This window comes from Pseudomonas sp. MHK4, from assembly GCF_054600775.1.
Genome location: NZ_BAAIAK010000009.1, coordinates 1 through 23,358 on the forward strand (window position 1 = coordinate 1; position 23,358 = coordinate 23,358).

Sequence of the window (23,358 nt, forward strand, 5' to 3'; positions counted from 1 at the left end):
GAGGCCGAGCGCGGCGGGCCCTGTAGGAGCGAGCTTGCTCGCGAAAAACCCGAGAGCACCGCGGGGTGTCAGGCTCCCCGCGTCATCGTTGACCTCCATCGCGAGCAAGCTCGCTCCTACAGGTAAGGGCGAAACCATAAGTGGCCGTTACCGAAGAAATGGATATGTACGCCGAAAAAAGAGTCGGCTGTCAGGCCGCCATCGCTGGCAAGCCAGCTCCTACAGTAATCGGGTGCATCTCGCAGTGCAGCCATTACCCCGATCAATACTGCAGGCAAATCTTGCCAAAGTGACTGGCGCTGATCTGGTGGGCAAAGGCCTCGGCGATCTGCTCCAGCGGATAGCGGCTGTCGATGACCGGACGCCAGTCGAAGTTTTCCAGCGCACGCACCATGTCCTGCTGATGCTCGCGGCTGCCAACGATCAGGCCGCGCAGGGTCTGCTGCTTGCGCATCAATTCCAGGGTCGGAACGCTGCCGCTGATGCCGGTGAGCACGCCGATCAGCGCAATGTGACCGCCGGCCGCGCAGGCGCGGATTGACTGCGGCAGCGTGCCCGGGCCACCCACTTCGACCACGATGTCGGCACCGCGACCTTCAGTGGCAGCCAGCACCGCATCACCCCATTCCGGTTGGTCCTTGTAGTTGATGACCTCATCGGCCCCCAGTGCCAGCAGGCGCTCTTTCTTGGCCTCGGACGAAGTCGTGGCAATCACCCGTGCGCCCATGGACCTGGCCATTTGCAGGGCCGCTATCGACACGCCACCGGTACCCAGCACCAGCACGGTGTCGCCCGCCTGGATGCGACCGTCCACCACCAGTGCACGCCAGGCGGTCAGGCCGGCCGTGGTCAGCGTGGCGGCTTCTTCATGGGAGTAACCCTTGGGCGCCAGCGTGAAGGCCTCGGTGGGCAGGTTGATCAGTTCGCGGGCAAAGCCGTCCACACCATCGCCGGGCACGGTCTGGAAGGTGGTGGGCACGGCGCGACCCGATTGCCAGTGGGGGAAGAAGCACGACACCACGTGGTCGCCCACGGCGAATTCCGTTACGCCTTCGCCCACGGAGGTGACGACGCCGGCGCCGTCGGACATGGGGATGCGACCCTCTTGCGCACGGGCATGGCCGGTGACGACGCCGAGGTCGTGATAGTTGAGCGAGCTGGCGTGGATGCGCACCTGGATCTCGCCTGCGGCGGGCGCACCGGGAGCGGGCATGTCGACCAGGCGCAGATTATCCAGGCCAGCAGGATGTAGCAGTTGAATGGCTTTCATGAGGATCCTCGAGTCAGTCCGTGTGAGGGCAGAGGCGCGAGTTGTTGGTCAACGATGGCCGCGCCCACCGCGAGTATATTGCCTCAAGAAGACGCTGCGGTGATGCGCACCGCAGCGTGGGGCTGTATTACAGGACGACGTCACGCAGGCTGGTCATGTCGATCACGAAGCGGTACTTCACGTCGTTGTTTTGCAGACGGTCGAAGGCCCTGTTGATGTCCTTGATGTCAATCATTTCGCAGCTCGGCAGCACCTGGTGTTCGGCGCAGAAATCCAGCAGTTCCTGGATTGCCTGGATACCGCCGATGAGCGAGCCGGCGATGCTGCGGTTGTTGCGGATCAGCAAACCACCATGAATCGGTTCCAGGGGTTCGATGGCCCCGACCAGCACCAGCACGCCGTCGCGACCCAGCAGCATCAGGTAGGGGTTGACGTTGTGCCGGCTGGGAATGGTGTCGATGATGAATTCGAAGCCATTGGCCGCCGCCGACATGGCCGCAGCATCGTTGGACAGCAGCACGTGATTGGCACCCAGGGCGCGGGCGTCGTCAGCCTTGCCCGGTGAAGTGGTGATCACGGTTACCTCGGCACCGAGCGCCACGGCCAGCTTCACCGCCATATGGCCCAGCCCGCCGAGACCGACCACCGCGACTTTCGAACCCTGGCCCACGCCGTAGCGGCGCATCGGGTTCCACACGGTGATGCCGGCGCATAGCAGCGGCGCGGCGAAACGCGGATCGAGGCTGTCGGGCATGCGCAGGACGAACTGCTCACGCACGACGATATGTTCGGAGTAACCGCCGTAGGTGACCTCACCGGTGTGACGGTCCTTGCCGTTGTAGGTCGGCGTCGGACCCTGGACGCAGAGTTGTTCCTGATGGTCTGCGCAAGGGGCGCATTGCAGGCAGCTGTCAACCTGGCAACCGACGGCAACCCGGTCGCCGACCTTGAAACGGCTGACATTACGGCCGACGGCGGTCACATGGCCGACGATCTCGTGACCGGGCACGATGGGATAGACCGTGTTGTTCCAGTCGTTGTGCACTTGATGGGCATCGGAATGGCAGACACCGCAATAGGCGATATGGATGGCGACGTCATCGTCGCGCAGGGCTCGGCGCTCGAAACGAAACGGCGCGAGGGCGGAGTGGGCCTCATGGGCGGCAAATCCCAGGCAAGTAGTCATGGATGAGTCCTGTAGAAATCGATGCGTCCCCCCGGCCAGGGCCGGGGGGACAGGAGGCGTCAGATGGACGGGCGCAACCACGGCGCCGGGGTCATTTCCGGCGTGGCGATCTGGTTGACGATCCACTTGCCCATGCGTCGCAGCGGCTCGATGGAGTCCTGGGGACCGGCCCATTTCAGCCCTGCCGCGTAGCCCAGGGAAACGATGCGCTGCGCGCCATACAGCGGCAGGATGTCCTTGAGGTCGTCCTTGATGCTTTCCGGATAGACGCCGACGGTCTGGGTGTAGGCGTCCACGGCGTCCATCATCTCGTGCAGGTCGTCGACCGGCACCAGGTTGGCGGTGCGGTCGTCGAGCCGGGCGGCGAAGGACACCGACTCCGGAATCTGCGAGCAGATGACCGCGCCTTCGCCGTCCTGGCCGCCGATCACCTGGTACCACTCATCGTCCAGGCGCAGCGCGTCGACTTCGGCCTTGAGGCCCTGGTCGTAGCGCTTGGGCACGGTGCTGAGGGTGTTGGGCAGGGTCTGCATGGCGTCGTAGACATAGCGGCCAAAGGTGTTGAGGTTGGCCAGGCCGGCCTCGTCGGTGCCGCTCTGCACGTAGACCACCCGGGCGCACACGCAGGCTTTCTGGTTCAGCGCGCCGATGTCGCTGGCCAGGCGCAGGGCGGCCTCGCGCATGGTTCCTTCACTGTCGAAAGCGCCCTTGCCGATGATGCTGGCGCTGCGTTTCGGGTCGAGGGAGATGAGTTCCAGGCCCGGCTGGATGTAGCGGGTGACGTGCTTCATCGAATTGAAGCCGCCCCAGGCAACGATCTTCTCCAGGTTCTGCGGCTGGTACAGACGCTCTTCGAACGCCTGGTCGCCCCCTTTCCAGTAGGCGACGCTCAGGTGTTTGGTCAGCGGGTGGTCCGGCGCCATCTCGACCATGGTGCGGGCGATGGCCAGGGCCGTGAATGGGTCGTTGGACGGCGCCTTGATGATCGCGTCGCTGCGCAGCACCATGTTGCGCAGGATGGTCAGCAGCGACAAGCCGGTCGCGTTGCCGGCGACGATATGCAGGGTGCGGGCGCCGAAGCAGCGCACGTCCAGCTCGGTGCCGTCGATCAAGCGCTGCTTGACCCAGCCTTCCAGGTACTTGACGCCCACCGAGTTCTCCACCTGTTCGGTGACGGACTCACGGGTGAGCATGTGGCGCAGCCCCATGTAGCTGCCCTTGACCATGCTCGGGGTGACCGGCGCCGTCAGGTACGACAGCTCGCAAGCTTCCTGCAGGTAGGGGTTCTGGTGGAATTCCAGGCGTTCACCGAGGGCTTCGCAGTAGTCGAGGATGTCCTTGAACGTGAGCGTGTACAGGTCGGCCAGCTTCGCCGGGTTACCCAGCGGCAGTTGGTCGATGTACTTGTGCGCATCCGGGGTCTGGAAGATCAGGTCGCCGCCACGACCGCCGACGTCGATCAGGTTGTCGGTGATGACCTTGCCGCGGATGATCATTGGCGCAATGGGTTTGCTCATGGGGTTAGCCCTCTAATGTGTTCAGGAAATCCATCGCCTGGCGATGGGAGTCTTCGGTGGCGGCACAGGTGATCTTGTCGTCGCCGCCATTGAGTTCGCTGTAGCGCTGGATCGGCCCGACCACGTAGCAACTCGGCCGGCCACAGGCGCAGGGCTTGTCCCATTCGACGGTGATCTCGTCGCCGGTGATGAAGCCGCCCCAACGGATTTCCGCGCCGAGGTCGAAGAAGGCGGCACGCCCGGTCACGCGGCCATGGCGCGGCAGCGGCTTGCTGGTCTCCGGGTCGAGCAGGTAAGGGATGACGGTGGGGGCGAAGTGGAAGTGCCCCTCTTCACAAACGGCATGGGCGCCGCCGACGATCTCGGACATGGCATAGGATTCGTTGAGGGTCTTGGCACCGGTGAAGCGCAGCACGTCTTCGCGCCAGCCTTCGGGTTGCACCACACCCTTGCCGCCACCGGCGGTGTGCACGAACGACTCAGGGTGGAAGATCCCTTCCAGGCCGCGCTCAAGGCCGGCCTTGGCCATGCTGTGCAGCAGGTTCCAGGTGGCGCCGATGTACACACGCTGGCCCTTGAGCCGGGTCGACATGTGATCGAAGAAGGTTGCCAGGTGCTGGGGCATCTCGGCCTGCAACTGGTCGAACGCCTTTTTCTTCTCCAGCAGTTCCGGGCTGATCACCAGGCGATCGAGGGTACCCTTGGCCTGTGCCGCGCGCAGCTTGGCGCCCAGATGCAGCACGTCTGTGCTGAGGGTGGTCGGGTAGGCCGCATGGAAATGCGATTCGTGGGGCAACAGCGCCGGAATCATCGCCGCGTGGACGCGCACATGGCTCAGGTAGCCCTTGCGGTAGTACGGGTAGATCGTGTGCAGGTTGGGCTGCGGGGTGTCCGGGCCCTCCATGTTCCACACCATCATCTTGCGCAGTTGCGCGAACTTGTCCCACTCGTGCACGCCCTGGGGCAGGAACGACAGGGTGCCGGACGTGCCCGAGGTGTGGCTGATGCGCAGTTGCGGCACGCCTTCGTCCATGGTCTCGAACCAGTCATCCAGGCCCTGGCAATCGCTGACATTGACCGCGGCGATGGCTTCGGCCACCTCCGGCGTCACCAGTTTGCCCAGCCATTTGTTGATCTGGGCGAAGCTGCGTTTTTCCAGCAGCGAAGGCGGGTAGGACTTGTAGACGGTGTGTTCGAACAGCAGCGGCACCACGTCGTCGAGCTGCTCGATCGTGTCCACGCCCTGGGCGTCGGCGAGCTTCTTGAGGACCGGGATGCGCTCGCGCAGTTCGGCGAAGCGTTGCTTGAGGGCATTGATTTGCAGCGCGTCGATTTCGGCGCGGGGCAAATGGTTCCAGGCGTGCTGGGAATAGTTGACCAATTCTGCCGGGTTGTTCAGCAGTAGCTGGGTTTTTTGTTCTATCGACAGTTGTGCAGTGGGCATTGTCTGGCTCGCTACTCGACTAGTGGGGAACCGGCGAGGCCGGGGGGAGGGTGTGGCTCAAGTATGGGGAGGAAGATCCGGGTTTTGTTCCGGATTCGGGCATTTGGCCGTATTGATCAAGCCATTGAAAAACAAGGAGAAAATAGGATGTTTCGAGGTGTCCGTGGAGGTCATTCCGGATTCGGCGCAGGGGAGCGGATTTCAGTCGGGAACCGCCGGTTTGCTGGCATACACTCGGTCTCTCCCAGCCCTGTCGACGGGGCACTGGGCTGCCACTCAGACCGCTGTTCATGAGGGGCGCCTGTGCTTTGCAATCGTCAGAAAAACCCAATGCATTTCACCTATTCGTGAGGCTTCCATGTTGAAAATGGTATTTCAGACCACGCCATCAATGATCATCGAACGCGGAGCCTCGACCCGGCTCGCCGAACATGTTCGTGCCAGGGGCTGCAAGTCGGTGCTGCTGGTGACCGATGCCGGGGTTATTGCCGCCGGACTGCTGGAGGCGGTGCTCAAAGGCCTCGAAAGCCAGGAGATCGCCGTCAGCGTGTTTTCCCAGGTCCAGGCCGACCCGCCGGAGTCGGTGATCCTGGCCGCGGTGGATGCCGCCAAAGACTGCGACGCCGATTGCGTGGTGGGGCTCGGTGGCGGCAGTTCGCTGGACGCCGCCAAGCTGGCCGCACTGCTGGCGCGTAGTGGCGAGTCCTTGACCCAGGTGTATGGCATCAACCAGGCCAACGGCCCGCGCCTGCCGCTGATCCTGGTGCCGACCACCGCAGGGACCGGTTCGGAAGTGACCTCGGTGTCGGTGGTGACCACCGGTGCCGGTGAGAAGAACGTGGTCTACTCGCCGATGCTGTTGCCCGACCTGGCGGTGCTCGACGCCGAGCTGACCCTTGGCCTGCCAGCGCACGTCACGGCAGCGACCGGTATCGATGCCATGGTCCATGCCATCGAAGCCTATACCACCAAGAACCTGAAGAACCCGATTTCCGATTGCCTGGCCCGCGAGGCGCTGCGCCTGTTGTCCGGCAGCCTGTTCCAGGCCAGCGTCGACGGTACCAACCTGCAGGCGCGGGAAAACATGTTGCTCGGTGCCTGCCTGGCGGGCATGGCCTTCGCCAACGCGCCGGTGGCGGCGGTGCACGCCCTGGCGTATCCCCTCGGCGCCCGTTTCCATATCCCCCACGGCCTGTCCAATGCCTTGGTGCTGGGCCCGGTGATGCGCTTCAACCTCGAGACGGTGGCGCCGCTCTATGCGCAACTGGCCGATATCGTCCTGCCTGGCGTCCAGGGTAGTGACATGGAAAAAGCCTCGACCCTGGCCAACTACCTCGGCTCCCTGGCCGGTGAACTGGGCCTGGCGACCCGCTTGCGCGACCTGGGCATCGCCGAGTCCGACATCGAGGCGCTGGCGCTCGATGCGATGAAGCAGCAGCGTCTGCTCGGCAATAATCCCCGGGAGCTGGGCCTGGCCGATGTGCGCGCGATCTACCGGGAGATCCTATGAGCCATAAGGCCAAGCGCCCGTGCCGGGACGATTTCCGCCATTTCAGCCAGGTGCCGACGCGCTTTGGTGACAATGACGCCTATGGGCATGTGAACAACGTGGTCTATTACTCCTATTGCGAGTCGGCGATCACGGCGTTCCTGGTCGAACAGGGCACCCTGGACATCGCCAGCAGCCCGGTGATCGGCTTGATCGCCAATTCGGGGTGCGACTACTTTGCGTCCATGGGCTTCCCTGACGTGATCACGGTCGGCATGAAAATATCCCGCCTGGGCACCAGCAGCGCCCGCTACGAGCTGGCGCTGTTTCGCAACGATGAACAGCTGGCGTGCGCCGCGGCCCATGTCGTCTATGTGTACGTCGACCGCGCCAGCAACCGCTCGGTGCCCATCCCGCCCACGGTGCGTCGCGCACTCGCCCGGCTCGCTGACTAAGCGCGCCGGCCAGGTCATACTCCAGAATGCTGCCTGGCGGTTCTGCCGCGGTGGCAAACAGCAGCATTCTGGAGCGCACAGCATGATCAAACCCACCTCAGACAAGCCGGGCGTGCAGGTCGATATCCCGGCCCAGCCCCGCAAGGAACCGCGACAGGCGCGCTCGATCGCGCTGGTCACGGCCGTGAAGCAGGCCGGTCGGCAGATTCTCGAAAGCGAGGGGCGCGAAGCCTTGAGCGCCATGCGCCTGGCCGAAGACTCCGGGGTGGCGATCAGCTCGATCTACGAGTATTTCCCGACGATGGAGTCGTTGATCGCGGCGATATTCGATGATTACCGCACCGAAGCGCGCATCGGCCTGTACGCCGACATCATGGCGCTGCCGCCGGGCACCAGCCTGATGGACGGGATTCTGTTGGCCTTGCGCGCCGTGTTCGCCGCCCACCACAAGAAAACCCTCTTTGACCCGGCCTTCAGCGTGCGCTCCACCCACTATGACGAGCTGGTGCGCCTGGACGTGGTCAAGGCCAAGCAACTGTGGACCGCCACGGCGAGTTCGGCCTTGATGAAGCGCTTTACCAGTGAAATCACGGTGAAGAACCGGGAAAAGGCCGAGTTCCTGGTGTACCAGACCTGGTCGGTACTGCCACGGGCCATGCTCCTGGAAAAACCCGGCTACCTCACTGAAGACGACACGCCGAGGATGATCGCGCGCATGCTTCACGCGCTGTTGACCGAGCCGAACCCGTGAAAACAGCGACGCCTCGCAAGCGGGGCGTCAGGTGTTACCCGGCCTGGAGACTCAGATTCCGATGCACAGGTACTTGATTTCCAGGTAGTCCTCGATGCCGTACTTGGACCCTTCGCGACCCAGGCCCGAGGCCTTGATGCCACCGAACGGCGCCACTTCGTTGGAGATGATCCCGGTGTTGACGCCGACGATGCCGTACTCCAGCGCTTCACCGACCCGGAACACCCGGCTCAGGTCGCGGGCATAGAAATAAGAGGCCAGGCCGAACTCGGTGTCGTTGGCCATGGCGATCACATCGGCCTCATCCTGGAAGCGGAACAGCGGTGCCAGCGGGCCGAAGGTTTCCTCCCGGGCGACGGCGGCATTGCGCGGTACATCCACCAGCACCGTCGGCTCGAAGAAGGTCCCGCCCAGGGCGTGCGGCTTGCCACCGGCGACCACGCGCGCGCCTTTGCTGACCGCATCGTCAATGTGCTCCTGGACCTTGGCCATGGCCTTGGCGTCGATCAGGGGGCCGGTGGTGACGCCGTTTTCCAGGCCGTTGCCGATGTTCAACCGGGCCACGGCCGCGGTGAGTTTATCGACGAATGCGTCGTAGACACCGTCCTGGATGTACAGGCGGTTGGCGCAGACGCAGGTCTGGCCGTTGTTGCGATACTTTGAGACCAGCGCGCCTTCGACAGCGGCGTCGAGGTCAGCGTCGTCGAAGACGATGAAGGGTGCATTGCCACCCAGTTCCAGCGAGACCTTCTTGATGTCCTTGGCGCACTCGACCATCAGCTGGCGACCGATTTCGGTGGAGCCGGTGAAGCTCAGCTTGCGCACCAGCGGGTTGCCGGTCAGCTCGGCGCCGACTTCGCCGGCACTGCCGGTGACCACGCTGAACACGCCTTTGGGAATGCCGGCGCGCTCGGCCAGTTCCGCCAGGGCCAGGGCCGAGTAGGGCGTTTGCGAAGCCGGCTTGAGGACCATGGTGCAACCGGCGGCCAAGGCCGGGCCGGCCTTGCGGGTGATCATCGCCGATGGGAAGTTCCACGGCGTGATGGCCGCGGTGACACCGATCGGTTGCTTGAGCACCATCAGGCGCTTGTCGACCTGATGACCCGGAATGATGTCGCCATAGACGCGCTTGGCTTCCTCACCGAACCACTCCAGGAAGGAGGCGGCGTAAGCGATTTCGCCACGGGATTCGCTCAGCGGCTTGCCCTGTTCGAGGGTCATCAGGCGGGCCAGGTCTTCCTGGTTGGCCAGCATCAGCTCGAACCACTTGCGCAGTTTGTTGGCGCGCTCCTTGGCGGTCAGGGCACGCCAGGCCGGCAAGGCCTTGTCGGCGGCTTCGATGGCGCGCCGGGTCTCAGTGGCGCCCATCTTCGGCACGCTGCCGATGATCTCCCCGGTGGCCGGGTTGTTGACCTTGAGGGTCTGGCCGTTGTCGGCATCGACCCAGGCACCGTCGATATAGGCTTGCTGGCGGAACAGTTGCGGATCCTTGAGTTGCACGCTTGATTCCTCTTATCGGGTGGCGACGCAGGCCGCCCCAGGGGCGGGCCGGGTCGAGTTGGCGGGTTTGACGAAACTGGCGCCGGTGCTTGCCAGCTGCTCGCGGACCTTGTCGACGATGTAGGCGCCGATCGGGATGGCGGAGGTCGCGGCAGGCGACGGGGCATTGCAGACGCTGAAGCTGCGCGCGGTGTTGACGAACAGGAAGTCGTCGATCAGCTTGCCGTCCAGCGACACCGCCTGGGCGCGGACGCCGGCGGGGTAGGGGGTGAGGTCGCTTTTTTCGATGCCTGGACAGTACTTCTGCACCTGCTTGAGGTAACCGCCCTTGAACAGCGAGTTTTTCATCTCGATCAGGCCCGGGCGCAGGTTGTTCTTCAGCACCTTGAGAATGCCCGGGGTGGTCAGGGTCTCGACCATGTCCGACAGCGAGAAATCGGTCTTGCGATAGCCTTCGCGTTTCATCGCCAGCACCGCGTTGGGGCCCACGGTGACGGTGCCGTCGATCATGCGCGTCAGGTGCACGCCGAGGAACGGCATGGACGGGTCCGGGATCGGATAGATCAGGTGGTTGACGATCTGGTTGTGCTGCTTGGGCAGCAGGTAGTACTCGCCACGGAACGGGCAGATGATGAAATTCGGCGTGACCCCGAGCATGCGCACGACGCGGTCGGCCATCAGCCCCGAACAGGTGATCAGGAAACGCCCGCGGTGCTCCTGGTCTTTGCCGTGCACCACCACCTCGTCCGCACGCTCGTCGATGGCGACCACTTCGCTGTTGTAGCGGATCTCGCCCCCGGCGGCCTCGAACTCGCGGCCCATGGCCTCGGTGACCTGGGCGTAGTTCACGATGCCGCTGGACGGCACGAAGATGCCGCCCAGGCCGACGATGTTCGGCTCGCGCTCGCGCAGTTCGGCGGCCGTCAGCCAGTCACGCTTGATGCCATTGGCGGCGGTGCGTTCCCACAGCGCGCGCATGCGCTCCATTTCCAGCTCGTTGGTGGCCACCAGCAGCTTGCCGCATTCGTCATACGGGATGCCGTGTTTTTTGCAGAAGGCCTTGGTGGCCTTGTTGCCCTCCAGGCAGAAACGCGCCTTGAGGCTGCCCGGGGTGTAGTAGACGCCGGCGTGGATCACGCCACTGTTGTGGCCTGTCTGGTGCCGGGCCAGGCCGGACTCTTTCTCCAGCAGGAGGATCTTGGCGTCCGGGTAAACCTGCGCCAATTGCATGGCCGTGGACATGCCCACGATGCCGCCGCCGATGATGATGAAGTCGTACACTGCCATTCGCTCGCACCGCCTGGATTAGGTTTTTATGGGTAGCACCGTCTCGCCTGGCAGACCTTACTGGCCGCGCTGGTACAGGGTTTTCTGGTAGCTGATGTAGCCACGCTGGCGCATCAGCTCGCGACGCAGGCCCTGGTGGGCGGTGAAGCGGTCGCGACCGTGCAGCCAGAACATATTGTTGACCAGCACGAAGCTGCCGACCGGCACCGGTACCGAGAGTTTGCGCGAGCTGCCTTCCAGGGATTCGCTCATCGCGTTCAGCCAGATGCCTTCCTCGAAATCCCTGGGCTGCACGAACTGGTCAATGTAGCGCATGGTCGGACGGCCTGCGGCGTCGTTGTCGAACACCGCGTGGAACACGTCTTCGCGCACGTTCTTGCTCGGTGGTGCGGTGAAGCGCATTTCACGGCGGGCCAGCGGATGGCGGTAGTAATGCTGCAGGTCTTCCCAGTCATCCAGGTGCAAGAGCAGGGAGTTGCCACCCTCCATGTTCTGCTCGTCGATCTTCATCATCATCACGTAGTCGGTACGCTCCTGGACGAAGGTGCCGTCGTTGTGCAGTTCCATCACCCGGTGGGGCTGGCGCAGGTAGCTGTCGGAGCTGTCGCTGTTGACCACCACAAAGCGCGCGTAGAACTGCCCGCTCATGGCATCGAAGTTGGAGCGGCCGATCAGGTGGGCCACCGCCGAGGAGAACTTGACCATGTCATCGGCCTGGGACACGTCGTCCAGCCCTTCAGGCGTGACCAGCATGCCGCCGGTGGCGCGATCGAGGATGGTGTTGATCAACACCGGGCGCAGGGTGCCTTCACACAACTCATCAAGAATCTGCGCGACCCGAAAGCGCAGGAACGACTTGTACTCCAGGGCCTGGACCGGCCATTGCGCCACCGCCTCGATGAACGCGTCGACCGTTTCCCTGGCGAATTTCAGCTCAAGCAGACGCGGCGACTGGCTGGAAGGGGAAAGGGTAAAACCCTTGATTTGCGATGGCAGTGGCAACACAAGGTCCTGAATTTGCGTAAAGGCGTTCATGGCAACTCCGGGGCAGAAGGGAATGAATGGCGCCTTCCAGCGGTGTGTCTGGATCTGGCAAGAGGGAAAATATCGCCACAATATAAAAATGTCTACATTTTTATAAATAAGCGACAAAATCGATATTCGTCGATTGTTTTCCGTCCGATAGATGTTTGGGTATGATGGGGGTTTGGCACGTTTGGAGCAGCACCTTGGACAGCCCCACCCCCAGGCTCAACTCTGCGTTCAGCGGGTATGAGCGGCTCAAGCTGGACATCATCCGCGGCACCTTCAAGCCCGGAGAGAAACTGCTCATGAGCGGGCTCAAGGAGCGCTACGACCTGGGGGTCGGCCCGCTGCGCGAAGCACTGTCACAGCTGGTGGCCGAACACCTGGTGGTGGTCATCAGCCAGAAAGGCTACCGGGTCGCGCCCATGTCCCTGGCCGAAATGCAGGACATCTACGACGCCCGCGCCAACCTCGAAGCCATGATCGTCGGCCTGGCCATCGAACGCGGCGACGACGCCTGGGAAGCCCAGATCCTCGCCCAGTCCCACACCCTGTCCAAAGTCATGGACGTCACCACTCGCGAAAAAGTGCTCGACGTCTGGGACGAACGCCACAAGGCTTTCCACAGCGCCATCGCCGCGGGCTGCGGCTCCCGGCATCTACTGCAGGCGCGCACCTACCTGTTCGACCAGGCCGAGCGCTATAGGCATTTGTGGTTGACGCAAACGGTGTTCTCCGAGGAAGCGCTGGCGTTGAAGCGTCAGGAGCATGCGGCGTTGGTTGAGGCGATTTTGGCGCGGGATGCCGCTCGGGCGAGCGGCATGATGCGTAGCCATTTGATGACGCCGGTGCCGATTATTGTTGAGGTGATGCAGCGGGGTGGGTGGGGGAGAGGTTGAGTGATCGAGGTCGTTAAACAACTTTCGGGCAGCTTGTTTAACAACCTTTGCAGTTACTGGATGAAAGCCACAATTTCTTGCGCCATTGCCTACGGATACTCCAGAATCCGCCGGCTTGTGCGCCTTGGGGTCGCTCGGTAACTTGATTCGTGTCACTGCCCATCAGTGATCGGGTTTAGTCGCTCGCGTTGACTCAGTTGTGCGTGCATCTGTCATGCAGGTCTTTCATTGCCTGTACTTGATGGTAGCTGTACGCAGGGCGCTTTCGAGCGCGCCGGTTTGCTGAGTTTGCCGGTCGACTAACCTGCGTGCAGTTGCCTCCCCTTTCGTTTAGTCGCAAGAGGGGTTGGCACATCATAGGAAAACTCAGCATATGAAGAAGCCTTCACCCAATCCGCCGAACACCGATCCGGGATCCCCGTATGAACCCGACTCAACCAAACTCAACGAAGCCGCCGAACACGCCCTCGATTTTCACTTCCCCACAACTGCCGATATCAAGGCCACGCCGCGAAAACCCAGCTCCCTGTTTTCAGTGAACCCGCAAGCAACGACCGAAACTTGCGCTTGCCCGGTGAGGTTCAAGACGGCATCTACAGGGGATCGCGTAAACCTGTAGGTCCTGGCGCAGGCTGCGATTTTTTTTGGCCGGTGCTCTTATTATAAGCTGTAGTAATAATTTGAATAATAAATAGAAAATTGACTAATCATCGCCCGCGGACGAAAAATCATCCCCAGACCGGCGCCGCCAGAGCGCCGTTGATTGTTCGTTTATCTCCTGCCAAAAATATAAACAAAGGAGTCCGCCCCCATGAAGCCTCCCGCTTCGTCCCAGCCGCGCCGTGCGGCTGCCGCAGCCTTTATCGGCACCATGATCGAGTGGTACGACTTTTACATCTACGCCACCGCCGCCGCGCTGGTGTTCGGTGCGCTGTTCTTCCCCTCCGACGACAAACTGTTCAGCACCATGGCCGCGTTCGGCACCTTTGCCGTGGGTTTCTTTGCGCGGCCGTTGGGCGGGATTGTCTTCGGGCATATCGGTGACCGCATTGGCCGCAAGAAATCGCTGATCATCACCTTGCTGATGATGGGCGTGGTCACGGTGTGCATCGGTTTGCTGCCGACTTACGCGCAGATCGGCGCCGCTGCTCCGGTGCTGCTGATTCTGCTGCGCATCGTCCAGGGCATTGCCGTTGGTGGCGAGTGGGGCGGGGCGGTGTTGATGGCCGGCGAGCATGCGCCCAAGGGTCGACGCAATTTCTTCGCCTCGTTCGCGCAACTGGGCAGCCCGGCGGGGTTGATCCTGTCGCTGCTGGCCTTCAGCGCGGTCACCCGTTTGCCGGAAGACGACTTGATGAGCTGGGGCTGGCGCTTGCCGTTCCTCGCCAGTTCGCTGTTGTTGCTGGTGGGCCTGGCGATTCGCCTGGGTGTGAACGAGTCGCCGGAGTTTCTCGCCAGCCGCGAGCAGGCCAGCAAAAACAAACGCAAGGAACAGGCACCGGTCATGGAAGTGCTGCGCACCGCTTGGCGTCCATTGCTGCTGTGCATCGGCGCCAACACGCTGGGGATCGCCGGGGTGTATTTCACCAACACCTTCATGATCGCCTACACCACCCAGCAACTTGAGCTGCCGCGCTCGTTGATCCTGGAGTGCCTGTTCGTCGTCGCGATCATCCAGTTCTGCATTCAACCCCTGGCGGCGTGGGTCGCCGAGAAGATCGGCGCGACCCGCTTCCTGTGCCTGGCGTCGCTGCTGGCCATGGCCTCGCCTTACCCGATGTTCGTGTTGGTGAGCTCGGCCCAGGCGCCGCTGATCATCCTCGGCATTGCCCTGGCGGTGGTGTGCATGGCGTCGTTCTATGCGGTGATCGCCGGCTACGTCAGCGGCATGTTCGAGACCCGGGTGCGCTACACCGCGATCTCCCTGGCGTACCAGATTTGCGGGGCCGTGGCCGGTGGCCTGACGCCGCTGATCGGCACGATGCTGGCGCACAAGTTCGCCGGCCAATGGTGGCCGATGGCGGTGTTCTACAGCCTGATCGCCGCAACGTCCTTGATCTGTGTCCTGTCCCTTGCCCGTCGCCATGCCAGCGCTGAACGCGTGGAAATGGCCAACGCCTGACGCCGAACCGAACTGTAGGAGCCGGCTTGCCGGCGAAGACGGTCGAAAGATCGATGCATGTCTTGAAGGCCTCTTCGCCGGCAAGCCGGCTCCTACAAAGCGTCGTTTTGCATTTTCCTGGAGTGATTTATGTTGAAGATTAATGGCGAACGCCTCTGGGCGAGTCTGATGGCGATGGCCGAAATCGGTGCCACCGCCCGTGGCGGCAGCTGCCGCCTGGCCCTGAGCGACGAAGACAAGGCCGGTCGCGAACTGTTTGCCCACTGGTGCCGTGAAGCCGGCATGACCCTGAGCGTGGATGCCATCGGCAACCTGTTTGCCCGCCGCGCCGGCACCGATCCTGAAGCCGCGCCGGTGATGATGGGCAGCCACCTCGACACCCAGCCCGAAGGCGGTCGGTTCGATGGCGTATACGGCGTGCTCGCCGGCCTGGAAGTGGTGCGTTGCCTCAATGACCTCGGCATCCAGACCCGCAAGCCACTGGAAGTGGCGGTGTGGACCAACGAAGAAGGCGCACGCTTCACCCCAGCGATGTTCGGCTCGGCGGTGTTCACCGGCATCATGCCGCTGGACGCGGCGCTGGCAGTGCGCGATGCCGATGGCATCAGCGTCGCCGATGAGCTGCAACGCACGGGCTACGCGGGCGAACGTCCGTTGGGCGGCGCGGTGGATGCGTACTTTGAAGCGCATATCGAACAAGGGCCGATCCTCGAAGACAACGCGAAAAGCATCGGCGTGGTCAGCGGCGGCCAGGCGATCCGCTGGCTCGACGTGCGCGTCGAAGGCATGGCCGCCCACGCCGGTACGACGCCGATGCCATTGCGCAAGGACGCTTTGTACGGCGTGGCGCGGATGATCCAGGCCATCGAAGGCCTGGCTGCCGATTTCGCCCCCGAAGGCCTGACCACGGTGGGCGAGCTGAGCATCAACAAGTCCTCGCGCAACACCATTCCGGGGCTGGTGAACTTTACGGTCGACCTGCGTCATCACCGCGACGAAGCGATCGAGGCCATGGAGCAACAGGTTCGTGCGCGACTGCAGGCGATTGCCGACGGTCGCGGCTTGCAACTGACGATCACGCCCCACTGGATCAGCCCGGCCACGCCGTTCGACGCCGAATGCGTGGCGGCGGTGCAGCAGGCCGTGGATGGCCTGGGCTACGCCCAGCAATCGATCGTCAGCGGCGCCGGGCATGACGCGATCCACCTGGCGCGGTTCTGCCCGACGGCCATGGTGTTCATCCCCTGTGTCGGTGGCTTGAGCCATAACGAAGCGGAAGACGTGTTGCCCGAAGATGTGCGCCAGGGCACGGATGTGCTGCTCAACGCCGTACTGACCCGCGCGCAAATCGCTGAGTAAACGCAGTCCCCTGTAGGAGCAAGCTTGCTCGCGATAGCGGTAGATCAGTCGCCATCAATATTGAATGTGCGGGCCTCATCGCGAGCAAGCTTGCTCCTACAGAAGTACTCGCCCTGATTGAAGATCGCTGACAGGAATTTATCCCATGCGCAGTTTTTTCCACCCCGAACAATTGCTCCACCATCCACGCAGCTACTACTCCCGTGGCCAGATGCGCACCCCCCAGGAAGTGCCCGAGCGCGCCCAGCGCCTGGTGCAGGCATCACAGGCCTTGGGTTTCAAGGTCGAACAACCCGATGATGCCGGGCTCGATCCGCTGCTGGCAGTACACGGCGCGCCCTACCTGGCGTTCCTCCAGGAAGCCCACCAGCGCTGGAAGGAAATCCCCGAGGATTGGGGCGACGAGGTGATGTCGAACATCTTCGTGCGCGAGCCCAACGCCTTGCGCGGGGTGCTCGCCCAAGCCGCGCGCTACCTGGCCGACGGCAGTTGCCCGGTGGGCGAGCAGACCTGGCGTTCGGCCTATTGGTCGGCGCAAAGCGCAGTCGCCGGTGCCCAGGCCTTGCTCGACGGCGAGCCGGCCGCCTATGCCTTGTGCCGTCCACCGGGTCACCATGCCCGGGCCGAAGCGGCGGGCGGTTTCTGTTATGTGAACAACGCTGCGGTGGCTGCCCAGGTGTTGCGTGGCGGCTTTGCACGGGTGGCGGTGCTGGACACCGACATGCACCACGGCCAGGGCATTCAAGAGATTTTCTACGATCGCGATGACGTGCTGTATGTCTCGGTGCATGGCGATCCGACCAACTTCTATCCGGGGGTCGCAGGTTTTGCCGATGAGCGTGGCGTCGGGGCGGGCGAGGGCTACAACCTCAACTTGCCGATGGCCCATGGTGCCAGCGAGGCGCACTTCCTCGAGCAACTGGATGTAGCACTGGAGGCGGTGACGGACTTCGGTGCCCAGGTGCTGGTGTTGTCGTTGGGGTTCGATATTTTCGAGCTGGATCCACAGAGCAAGGTGGCGGTAACCCGGGAAGGGTTTGCCGTGCTCGGCGAGCGGATTCGCAGCCTTGGGTTGCCGTGTCTGATTGTGCAGGAGGGGGGGTATCACCTGGAGAGTCTGGAGGATAATGCCAAGGCGTTTTTTGTGAGTCCTGAGGTTTGGCAGCTCTGAGTTTGATGGCGTCTGGTCGATCGCTTTCGCGAGCAAGCCCGCTCCCACATTTGATCGCGCTCTTTCTGAAGGAACTCGGTCCAATGCGGGCTTGCTCGCGAAGAACGATGACTTGGTCCCACCTGCCGGAACACAAGCGCCGTAAGGCACTTGCCAGAGCCCTTACGTTAACGTAAAGATTGCGGGAGGGCGCCTCTACAAAAAGGCGCAGGGCGGACGACCCGGAGCGCTTGATGACGCTAATAAAAACAAACTCCCCCAAACTGCATCGTGAAGCCCGGCTGGCCCGGGAAAAACTGCACCTGGAAGGCGAAGTCCCGGACGGCGTCCTGCGCGCGGAAATCGATGCCTCCTGGCGGCGCAGCCTCAGCCATGGCGTGCATTTCAATGCCAAGCATGAGCTGGCGCTGGAATCGAGCGCCAGCGTTGACCTGCTGCTGGCGAGCAATCGCCTGCTGATCGATGCCGCGTTGCCGGCGATCGATTACCTGGCCGAGCGCCAGGGCAAGGAAGGGCTGATCATCCTCGCCAATTCCGACGCCACCATTCTCGCCGTCGAAGGCCGCGCAGACCGCCTCAAGGGCAGTGGCCTGCAGGACATCACCCTCGGCGCCTGCTGGAGCGAAGCCGCGCGCGGCACCAACGCCCTCGGCACCGCACTGGTCGAAGCCCGGCCTACCCTGATCGATTGCGGCGAACACTACCTGGATCGCCTCAGTGATTTTTCCTGCACCTCGGTGCCGATCCATTGCCCCCAGGGCGATATCCTCGGCGTGCTCGACCTGACCCGCGAAGGGCCGCTGGGCCGTGCCCACGACAGCACCGCGCTGCTGGCCATGGCCGTCAGCCAGATCGAGAGCCGGGTGTTCAACGCCAGCTATCCGGACGAAATCGTCCTGGCCTTCCACAGTCGCCGCCAGTACCTAGAATCGCCGTGGCAGGGCCTGTTGGCGGTGAGCCTGGGCGGGCAGATCCTCGCGGTCAGCGCCCAGGCCTGTCAGTTATTGCATGCCGAACGTGCGGCGCTGGTCGGTCGGCGCTGCGAAGAGTTCCTCGGGGTCGATGGCCTGCAATTGCTGGCACGCCTGCACCAGGGCGGCGTCGGCAGCCTGCAGACCGCCAAGGGCGAGTTCTTCTACAAGACCCTGCGCGCGCCGCAACGCTCGATCAACGTCGGCAGCCCGCCGCGTACCGTCGCCAAACCGGCAAAAAATCAACCCGACCTGGAATCCCTGGCTGGCAGCAATGCCCGTTACGCCCGTGCCTTGCGCATGGCCCGCCAAGGCCTGGCCAACCAGTTGCCGGTGTTGCTGCTGGGTGAAACCGGTACCGGCAAGGAAGTCATCGCCCGCGCCCTGCACATGGCCGGCAGCCGCTGCGATAAACCGTTCGTCGCGGTCAATTGCGCGGCGATCCCCGAAGGCCTGATCGAGTCCGAACTGTTCGGCTACCGCGAGGGCGCGTTCACCGGTTCGCGCCGGGGCGGCATGGTCGGACGCCTGCAGCAGGCCCACGGCGGCACCTTGTTCCTCGATGAAATCGGCGACATGCCGCTGGCCTTGCAGGCCCGGCTGCTGCGCGTGTTGCAGGACCGCAAGGTGGCGCCACTGGGCGCCGGCGAAGAGCAGGACATCGATGTCGCGCTGATTTGCGCCACCCACCGCGACCTCAAGCGCCTGGTGGAAGACAAGCACTTTCGCGAGGACCTGTTCTACCGGGTCAACGGCATCAGCGTGATGCTCCCGGCGCTGCGCGAACGCGAGGATTTCAGCGCACTGGTCGGCCGACTACTGGCCCGGCTCGACGCGCCTAACGTGGTCCTGCACGACGACTTGAACCGTTTGCTCGAGGGCTATCACTGGCCGGGCAACATCCGCCAGCTGGAGATGGTCCTGCGCACTGCGCTGGCCATGCGCGAACCGGGGGACACGGTGCTCACCCTCGACCACTTGCCCGACAGCATGCTCGACGACCTCAACGCCAGCGAGCGGCCCCAGGCCGGCAGTATCCGCGAAAACGAACTGGAGATGATCCGCCAGTCCCTGGACAGCCACCAGGGCAACGTCTCGGCCGCGGCCGACGCCCTGGGTATCAGCCGCGCGACCCTGTATCGCAAGCTCAAGCAGTTGCGCTCGTGATGCAGCGCCTGATCGTGCGGCTGATCGACAGCCAGAATCCCGAGGCCCTGCAAGCCGCGTTGCGCTGGCTGTACAGCTTCGTACGGCCGCACCGGCTGGCGATCGGTGGGCTGCTGGGCCTGTCAGTCTGCGCCTCGGCGTTGGTGCTGGTGCAGCCGTGGCTGACCAAGCTGCTGATCGACGATGGCCTGCTGGCGCGCAACTTCCCGATGCTGGTGCTGATCGCCGGGCTGATGATCGTCGCCGGCTTGCTGGGTACGGCGTTGTCCGGGATCAATCGGTACCTGCATACGCGCCTGTCCGGACGCATGCTGTTTGCCCTGCGCGATGACCTGTATCGGCACTTGCAGACCCTGTCGCCGAGCTTTTACGGCCAGCGGCGCATCGGCGACCTGATGTCGCGCCTGGATGGCGACGTGGCGGAGATCCAGCGCTTTGCCGTGGATTCGTTGTTCTCGGCGGTGTCCAGCGTGATCGGCCTGGTGGTGGCCGTGGCGATGCTGCTGACCCTGTCGTGGAAACTGTCGCTGCTGGCGCTGGTGCTGATTCCCCTCGACGTGCTCTGGCTGCGCTGGATGCGGCGCAAGGTCGAGCGCGATGTGCGGCAGTTGCGCGAACGCTCGGCGGACATGTCGTCGTTCATGGTCGAGACGCTGCCGGTGATGAAGTTCATCCAGTCTGCCGGCCAGCAGCAGCGCGAAGCGCAACGACTCGAGCGTCTGGGCCAGGGCTACATGAGCCAGTTGCTGCGCCTGCAGGTCACCGAGTTTTTCACCCAGGCCGTGCCGGGCACCCTGACTTCACTGTCGCGCGCCTGTGCGTTCCTGATTGGCGGTTATTGGGTGGTGCAGGGCACCTGGCAGCTGGGCGCTCTGATCGCCTTTTCCACCTACCTGGGCATGGCCGTGGGACCGGTGCAGAGCCTGCTCGGGCTGTATGTGGCGGTGCAGCGCATGACCGTCAGCCTCGGGCGGGTGATGGAACTGCGCGGCGAACAACCCACGGTGCTCACTCCCGTTGCGCCCCAGCCGATGCCGACTTCCGGCGATCTGCGATTCGACGATGTGCACTTCAGTCATCCCGGTCGGACGACGACCTTGCGCGGCATCGAAGCGTGCATTCCCTATGGGTTGAAAGTCGCCCTGAGTGGCGGCTCTGGCGTCGGTAAATCCACGCTGATCGACCTGCTGCAACGCCATCACGATCCACAGTCGGGGCGGGTGTTGCTCGGTGAAGTGGATCTGCGCGAGCTGGACCTGTTCCAGTTGCGTCGACGCATTGCCGTGGTCAGCCAGGACATCGTGCTGTTTCGCGGCAGCCTGGCCGACAACCTGGCCTACGCCGTGCCGGACGCCAGCCGTGAAGCAATCGCCGAAGTGGCGCGGCTGGCGCAACTCGACAGCCTGATCGCGTCCTTGCCCGAGGGCCTCGACAGCCCACTGGGGGAGCGCGGCCAGCAGTTGTCCGGCGGGCAGAAACAGCGCATCGCCATTGCCCGCGCCTTGTTGCAGGACCCGTTGATCCTGGTGCTCGACGAAGCCACGTCGGCGGTGGACGAAGCCACCGAGCGCGAGGTGATCGAAGCCATCGACCGGCTGTTTGCCGGGCGTACGCGCATCCTCATCAGCCATCGTCCTTCAACCCTGGCCGATGCCGATCTGCGCTTTGAATTGCTCGACGGCGTGCTGGTGTCGAAAACGGTGCTGCATGAAGCCTGAGCTACATGAAAAACAAGAGCTGCGCATTGGCGTGGTGGACAGCGGTCACTCGGCGGCGCAACGGGTGCAAGTAGTCGCCGGCCGGTGTTTTTCCCTGGTGGAAGACGGGCTTGCCGAAAGCGACCTGCGTGACGATCCGCTGGGCCATGGCAGCGCGGTGATCGAAGCCATCGGCCGGCGCGCCCCCTCGGCGCTGTTTTGCGTGGCGCAAGTGTTCGACCAGCGCGGGGTGACCAGCGCCTTGCAGATCGCCACGGCCATCGACTGGCTGGTGGCGCAGGACGTTCGCGTGATCAATTTGAGCCTGGGTTTGCGCCAGGATCGCAGCCTGTTGCGCAATGCCTGCGCGACGGCGGTGGCGCGGGGCGTGCTGCTGTGCGCGTCCAGTCCGGCCCAGGGTGAAGGCGTGTTTCCGGCCAATTATCCCCAGGTGCTGCGGGTGACCGGCGATGCACGCTGCGCCGAACTGCAATGGTCATGGCTCGACAGTGCCCAGGCGGATTTCGGCGCCTGCGTGCACGGCACCTATCCCGGACAGTCGGGGGCCAGCCTCGGCTGTGCGGCGTTGAGCGGGCATATTGCCGGTTTCCTGGTCGAGCAGCCCGGGGCGAGCAACGAACAGATCATCCAGTGGCTGCGCGATAACGCCCATTACCGTGGCCCTGAACGGCGTAGCGGCCCATGAGAGCGATTGTGGTGTTGGGCGCGGGTCCTGCCGGTGCGGCTGTGGCGCTGGGATTGCGCCGCCTGGGATATCCGGTGACGCTGGTCTGCGAGTGGCGCCGTTTTGCCGCGCTGGAAGGGGTTTCCGTGCGGGTGCTGGAAGCCTTGCGCGGCGCCGGCCTGCATCAGGCCCTGGCCCAGGCGACACTGCCTTCGCAACGTCAGGTGAACTGGAACGGCCAGCAGCATGCGCAGAATATCGAATTCCTGCTCGACCGCCCGGCCTTCGATCGGGGCTTGCGCGAAGACTTGCGCGACGCGGGTGTGGACCTGATCGAAGGTCGGGTGCTCGGTGTGTTGTCATCGTCTGCAGGGCATCAGATCCAGGTCGAAGGGCGCGAAGCACTGGTCGCGGATTTTCTCGTGGAGGCGCGTGGGCGTCAGGCGCCGGCCCAGGGCAAAGGCCTGCGCGGGCCGGAGACGGTCAGCCTGCTCAATCGTTGGCAAGGCACACCAGGCACGACCGCCAGCGCCGTGGAAAGCCTTGAGGATGGCTGGGCCTGGATGGCGCGACGGGACGACGGTCAATGCTACTGGCAATGGACGCTGGACGTGGCCAGTGCCGGGTTGCCGGGCAAGTCGGCGTTGCTTGAATACTGCCGGCAACGGCGGCGGGCATCGGCAGTGGCCCGGGCATTTTTCGGCGCCGAGCCCGAGGTCGATCTGCAGCTGCATGCCCGCAGCAGCACCGCAATCCTCAGCCCGCAGGTGTGCGGCGGGCACTGGATTCGGGTCGGCGACGCGGCGATGGCGGTCGACCCGCTCTCGGGCAACGGTATCTTTCAATCCCTGTCCTCGGCGTTGCAGGCGCCGACGGTGATCAACACGTTGTTGCGCAAACCTGAGCGGGCGGCCCTGGCCCAGCGGTTTCATCAGCAGCGGGTGGAACAGTTGTTTTTGCGCTTCGCGCGCATCGGCCGGGATTTTTATGCCGATGAGCAGCGCTGGCTTGACCAGCCATTCTGGCAGGCGCGGCGGCAATGGCCGGATGCCGAGGTGGCCCATGCCGAGGCCGACTTCACTGCGCTGCGCATTGAGCGGGCGCCGGTGTTGAAGGATGGCTTTGTCGATGAGGCCGAGGTGGTGATCACGGCGGATCAGCCGTTGGGGATCTGGCATGTGCAGGGGGTGGAGTTGGCGCCGTTGGTGCGGCGGTTGTGGAGTGAGCCTGCGGAGCGGGTGTTGGCGGGGTTGACAGTTGACCAGGGGCGGATGGTCAGGAGTTGGTTATTAGCGCAGGGATACAAGCCGTGAACTTTGCATTGACTGGTCTGGCCCCATCGCCAGCAGGCTGGCTCCCACA

At 63.7% G+C, this 23,358-nt stretch carries 18 protein-coding genes and 1 pseudogene; 12 read left to right on the top strand and 7 right to left on the bottom strand.

The window, feature by feature from the left end; translation table 11 throughout:
- Positions 1-262: 262 nt before the first annotated feature.
- The 4 genes from ACYP2Q_RS21400 to ACYP2Q_RS21415 all read right to left on the bottom strand — a co-directional run bounded on the left by ACYP2Q_RS21400 (position 263) and on the right by ACYP2Q_RS21415 (position 5,417).
- A complete protein-coding gene (locus ACYP2Q_RS21400) occupies positions 263-1,270 on the bottom strand; it encodes a zinc-dependent alcohol dehydrogenase family protein (protein ID WP_459732318.1) in 1,008 nt (335 codons plus the stop codon).
- A 127-nt stretch (positions 1,271-1,397) separates the two neighbouring features.
- Entirely contained in the window at positions 1,398-2,456 is a 1,059-nt protein-coding gene (locus ACYP2Q_RS21405) for an NAD(P)-dependent alcohol dehydrogenase (protein ID WP_459732319.1), read from the bottom strand.
- A 59-nt stretch (positions 2,457-2,515) separates the two neighbouring features.
- Positions 2,516-3,973, bottom strand: a complete 1,458-nt coding sequence (locus ACYP2Q_RS21410) for an acyl-CoA reductase (protein ID WP_459732320.1) — start codon at positions 3,971-3,973, stop codon at positions 2,516-2,518.
- Positions 3,974-3,977: 4 nt separating this feature from the next.
- Positions 3,978-5,417: a phenylacetate--CoA ligase family protein gene (locus tag ACYP2Q_RS21415; RefSeq protein WP_459732322.1), complete on the bottom strand. Its 1,440-nt coding sequence runs from the start codon at positions 5,415-5,417 to the stop codon at positions 3,978-3,980.
- Between the two features lie 358 nt (positions 5,418-5,775).
- On the opposite strand from ACYP2Q_RS21415, the gene ACYP2Q_RS21420 reads away from it, so the two are divergent.
- From ACYP2Q_RS21420 to ACYP2Q_RS21430, 3 genes are all read left to right on the top strand, one after another.
- Positions 5,776-6,927 (top strand): iron-containing alcohol dehydrogenase, encoded by a 1,152-nt coding sequence (locus ACYP2Q_RS21420; RefSeq protein ID WP_459732323.1) that lies wholly within the window; start codon positions 5,776-5,778, stop codon positions 6,925-6,927.
- Positions 6,924-7,361 carry an acyl-CoA thioesterase gene (locus tag ACYP2Q_RS21425; RefSeq protein WP_459732324.1) on the top strand — a complete coding sequence of 146 codons (438 nt, stop codon included), beginning with the start codon at positions 6,924-6,926 and terminating at the stop codon, positions 7,359-7,361. Before ACYP2Q_RS21420 ends, ACYP2Q_RS21425 begins: the two co-directional genes overlap by 4 nt.
- A gap of 82 nt (positions 7,362-7,443) precedes the next feature.
- Positions 7,444-8,112, top strand: coding sequence for a TetR/AcrR family transcriptional regulator (locus ACYP2Q_RS21430; protein WP_459732325.1), 669 nt, complete (start codon positions 7,444-7,446; stop codon positions 8,110-8,112).
- Positions 8,113-8,163: 51 nt separating this feature from the next.
- Here the strand turns inward: ACYP2Q_RS21430 and gabD are convergent, their stop codons facing one another.
- The 3 genes from gabD to glaH all read right to left on the bottom strand — a co-directional run bounded on the left by gabD (position 8,164) and on the right by glaH (position 11,934).
- The gene (gene gabD, locus ACYP2Q_RS21435; protein ID WP_459732326.1) at positions 8,164-9,612 is read right to left on the bottom strand and encodes an NADP-dependent succinate-semialdehyde dehydrogenase; all 1,449 of its coding nucleotides are present in this window, start codon (positions 9,610-9,612) and stop codon (positions 8,164-8,166) included.
- A gap of 12 nt (positions 9,613-9,624) precedes the next feature.
- Positions 9,625-10,893, bottom strand: a complete 1,269-nt coding sequence (lhgO, locus tag ACYP2Q_RS21440; RefSeq protein ID WP_459732540.1) for an L-2-hydroxyglutarate oxidase — start codon at positions 10,891-10,893, stop codon at positions 9,625-9,627.
- Positions 10,894-10,956: 63 nt separating this feature from the next.
- Complete coding sequence (gene glaH / locus ACYP2Q_RS21445) at positions 10,957-11,934, bottom strand: glutarate dioxygenase GlaH (RefSeq protein ID WP_459732327.1); 978 nt, start codon at positions 11,932-11,934, stop codon at positions 10,957-10,959.
- A 194-nt stretch (positions 11,935-12,128) separates the two neighbouring features.
- Here glaH and csiR point away from each other — a divergent pair, with 194 nt between their 5' ends.
- The 9 genes and pseudogenes from csiR (at position 12,129) to qhpG (ending at position 23,309) form a co-directional block, all read left to right on the top strand.
- Positions 12,129-12,824, top strand: coding sequence for a DNA-binding transcriptional regulator CsiR (gene csiR / locus ACYP2Q_RS21450; RefSeq protein WP_459732328.1), 696 nt, complete (start codon positions 12,129-12,131; stop codon positions 12,822-12,824).
- Positions 12,825-13,197: 373 nt separating this feature from the next.
- A pseudogene (locus tag ACYP2Q_RS21455) lies at positions 13,198-13,392 on the top strand (DUF6124 family protein); the annotation flags it as partial.
- A 243-nt stretch (positions 13,393-13,635) separates the two neighbouring features.
- Complete coding sequence (locus ACYP2Q_RS21460; protein WP_459732329.1) at positions 13,636-14,946, top strand: MFS transporter; 1,311 nt, start codon at positions 13,636-13,638, stop codon at positions 14,944-14,946.
- Between the two features lie 129 nt (positions 14,947-15,075).
- On the top strand, positions 15,076-16,305 hold the full coding sequence (locus tag ACYP2Q_RS21465) for a Zn-dependent hydrolase (protein ID WP_459732330.1): 1,230 nt from the start codon (positions 15,076-15,078) through the stop codon (positions 16,303-16,305).
- Positions 16,306-16,450: 145 nt separating this feature from the next.
- Entirely contained in the window at positions 16,451-17,476 is a 1,026-nt protein-coding gene (locus ACYP2Q_RS21470; RefSeq protein ID WP_459732331.1) for a histone deacetylase family protein, read from the top strand.
- A 233-nt stretch (positions 17,477-17,709) separates the two neighbouring features.
- On the top strand, positions 17,710-19,614 hold the full coding sequence (locus ACYP2Q_RS21475) for a sigma-54-dependent Fis family transcriptional regulator (RefSeq protein ID WP_459732332.1): 1,905 nt from the start codon (positions 17,710-17,712) through the stop codon (positions 19,612-19,614).
- The gene (locus tag ACYP2Q_RS21480; RefSeq protein ID WP_459732333.1) at positions 19,614-21,332 is read left to right on the top strand and encodes an ABC transporter ATP-binding protein; all 1,719 of its coding nucleotides are present in this window, start codon (positions 19,614-19,616) and stop codon (positions 21,330-21,332) included. Before ACYP2Q_RS21475 ends, ACYP2Q_RS21480 begins: the two co-directional genes overlap by 1 nt.
- A complete protein-coding gene (gene qhpE / locus ACYP2Q_RS21485) occupies positions 21,322-22,017 on the top strand; it encodes a subtilisin-like serine protease QhpE (RefSeq protein WP_459732334.1) in 696 nt (231 codons plus the stop codon). The genes ACYP2Q_RS21480 and qhpE overlap by 11 nt, the downstream gene beginning before the upstream one ends.
- Positions 22,014-23,309: a flavin-dependent monooxygenase QhpG gene (gene qhpG / locus ACYP2Q_RS21490; protein ID WP_459732335.1), complete on the top strand. Its 1,296-nt coding sequence runs from the start codon at positions 22,014-22,016 to the stop codon at positions 23,307-23,309. Before qhpE ends, qhpG begins: the two co-directional genes overlap by 4 nt.
- Positions 23,310-23,358 lie beyond the last annotated feature (49 nt).

What these genes read in the sequence shown, in the direction of transcription:
- glaH (WP_459732327.1), bottom strand. Translation starts at nt 11,934, where the DNA reads ATGAACGCCTTTACGCAAATTCAGGACCTTGTGTTGCCACTGCCATCG.
- qhpE (WP_459732334.1), top strand. Translation starts at nt 21,322, where the DNA reads ATGAAGCCTGAGCTACATGAAAAACAAGAGCTGCGCATTGGCGTGGTG.
- ACYP2Q_RS21475 (WP_459732332.1), top strand. Translation starts at nt 17,710, where the DNA reads ATGACGCTAATAAAAACAAACTCCCCCAAACTGCATCGTGAAGCCCGG.
- ACYP2Q_RS21415 (WP_459732322.1), bottom strand. Translation starts at nt 5,417, where the DNA reads ATGCCCACTGCACAACTGTCGATAGAACAAAAAACCCAGCTACTGCTG.
- ACYP2Q_RS21470 (WP_459732331.1), top strand. Translation starts at nt 16,451, where the DNA reads ATGCGCAGTTTTTTCCACCCCGAACAATTGCTCCACCATCCACGCAGC.
- ACYP2Q_RS21405 (WP_459732319.1), bottom strand. Translation starts at nt 2,456, where the DNA reads ATGACTACTTGCCTGGGATTTGCCGCCCATGAGGCCCACTCCGCCCTC.
- ACYP2Q_RS21400 (WP_459732318.1), bottom strand. Translation starts at nt 1,270, where the DNA reads ATGAAAGCCATTCAACTGCTACATCCTGCTGGCCTGGATAATCTGCGC.
- ACYP2Q_RS21425 (WP_459732324.1), top strand. Translation starts at nt 6,924, where the DNA reads ATGAGCCATAAGGCCAAGCGCCCGTGCCGGGACGATTTCCGCCATTTC.
- ACYP2Q_RS21420 (WP_459732323.1), top strand. Translation starts at nt 5,776, where the DNA reads ATGTTGAAAATGGTATTTCAGACCACGCCATCAATGATCATCGAACGC.
- ACYP2Q_RS21460 (WP_459732329.1), top strand. Translation starts at nt 13,636, where the DNA reads ATGAAGCCTCCCGCTTCGTCCCAGCCGCGCCGTGCGGCTGCCGCAGCC.
- ACYP2Q_RS21465 (WP_459732330.1), top strand. Translation starts at nt 15,076, where the DNA reads ATGTTGAAGATTAATGGCGAACGCCTCTGGGCGAGTCTGATGGCGATG.
- ACYP2Q_RS21430 (WP_459732325.1), top strand. Translation starts at nt 7,444, where the DNA reads ATGATCAAACCCACCTCAGACAAGCCGGGCGTGCAGGTCGATATCCCG.
- qhpG (WP_459732335.1), top strand. Translation starts at nt 22,014, where the DNA reads ATGAGAGCGATTGTGGTGTTGGGCGCGGGTCCTGCCGGTGCGGCTGTG.
- ACYP2Q_RS21410 (WP_459732320.1), bottom strand. Translation starts at nt 3,973, where the DNA reads ATGAGCAAACCCATTGCGCCAATGATCATCCGCGGCAAGGTCATCACC.
- ACYP2Q_RS21480 (WP_459732333.1), top strand. Translation starts at nt 19,614, where the DNA reads ATGCAGCGCCTGATCGTGCGGCTGATCGACAGCCAGAATCCCGAGGCC.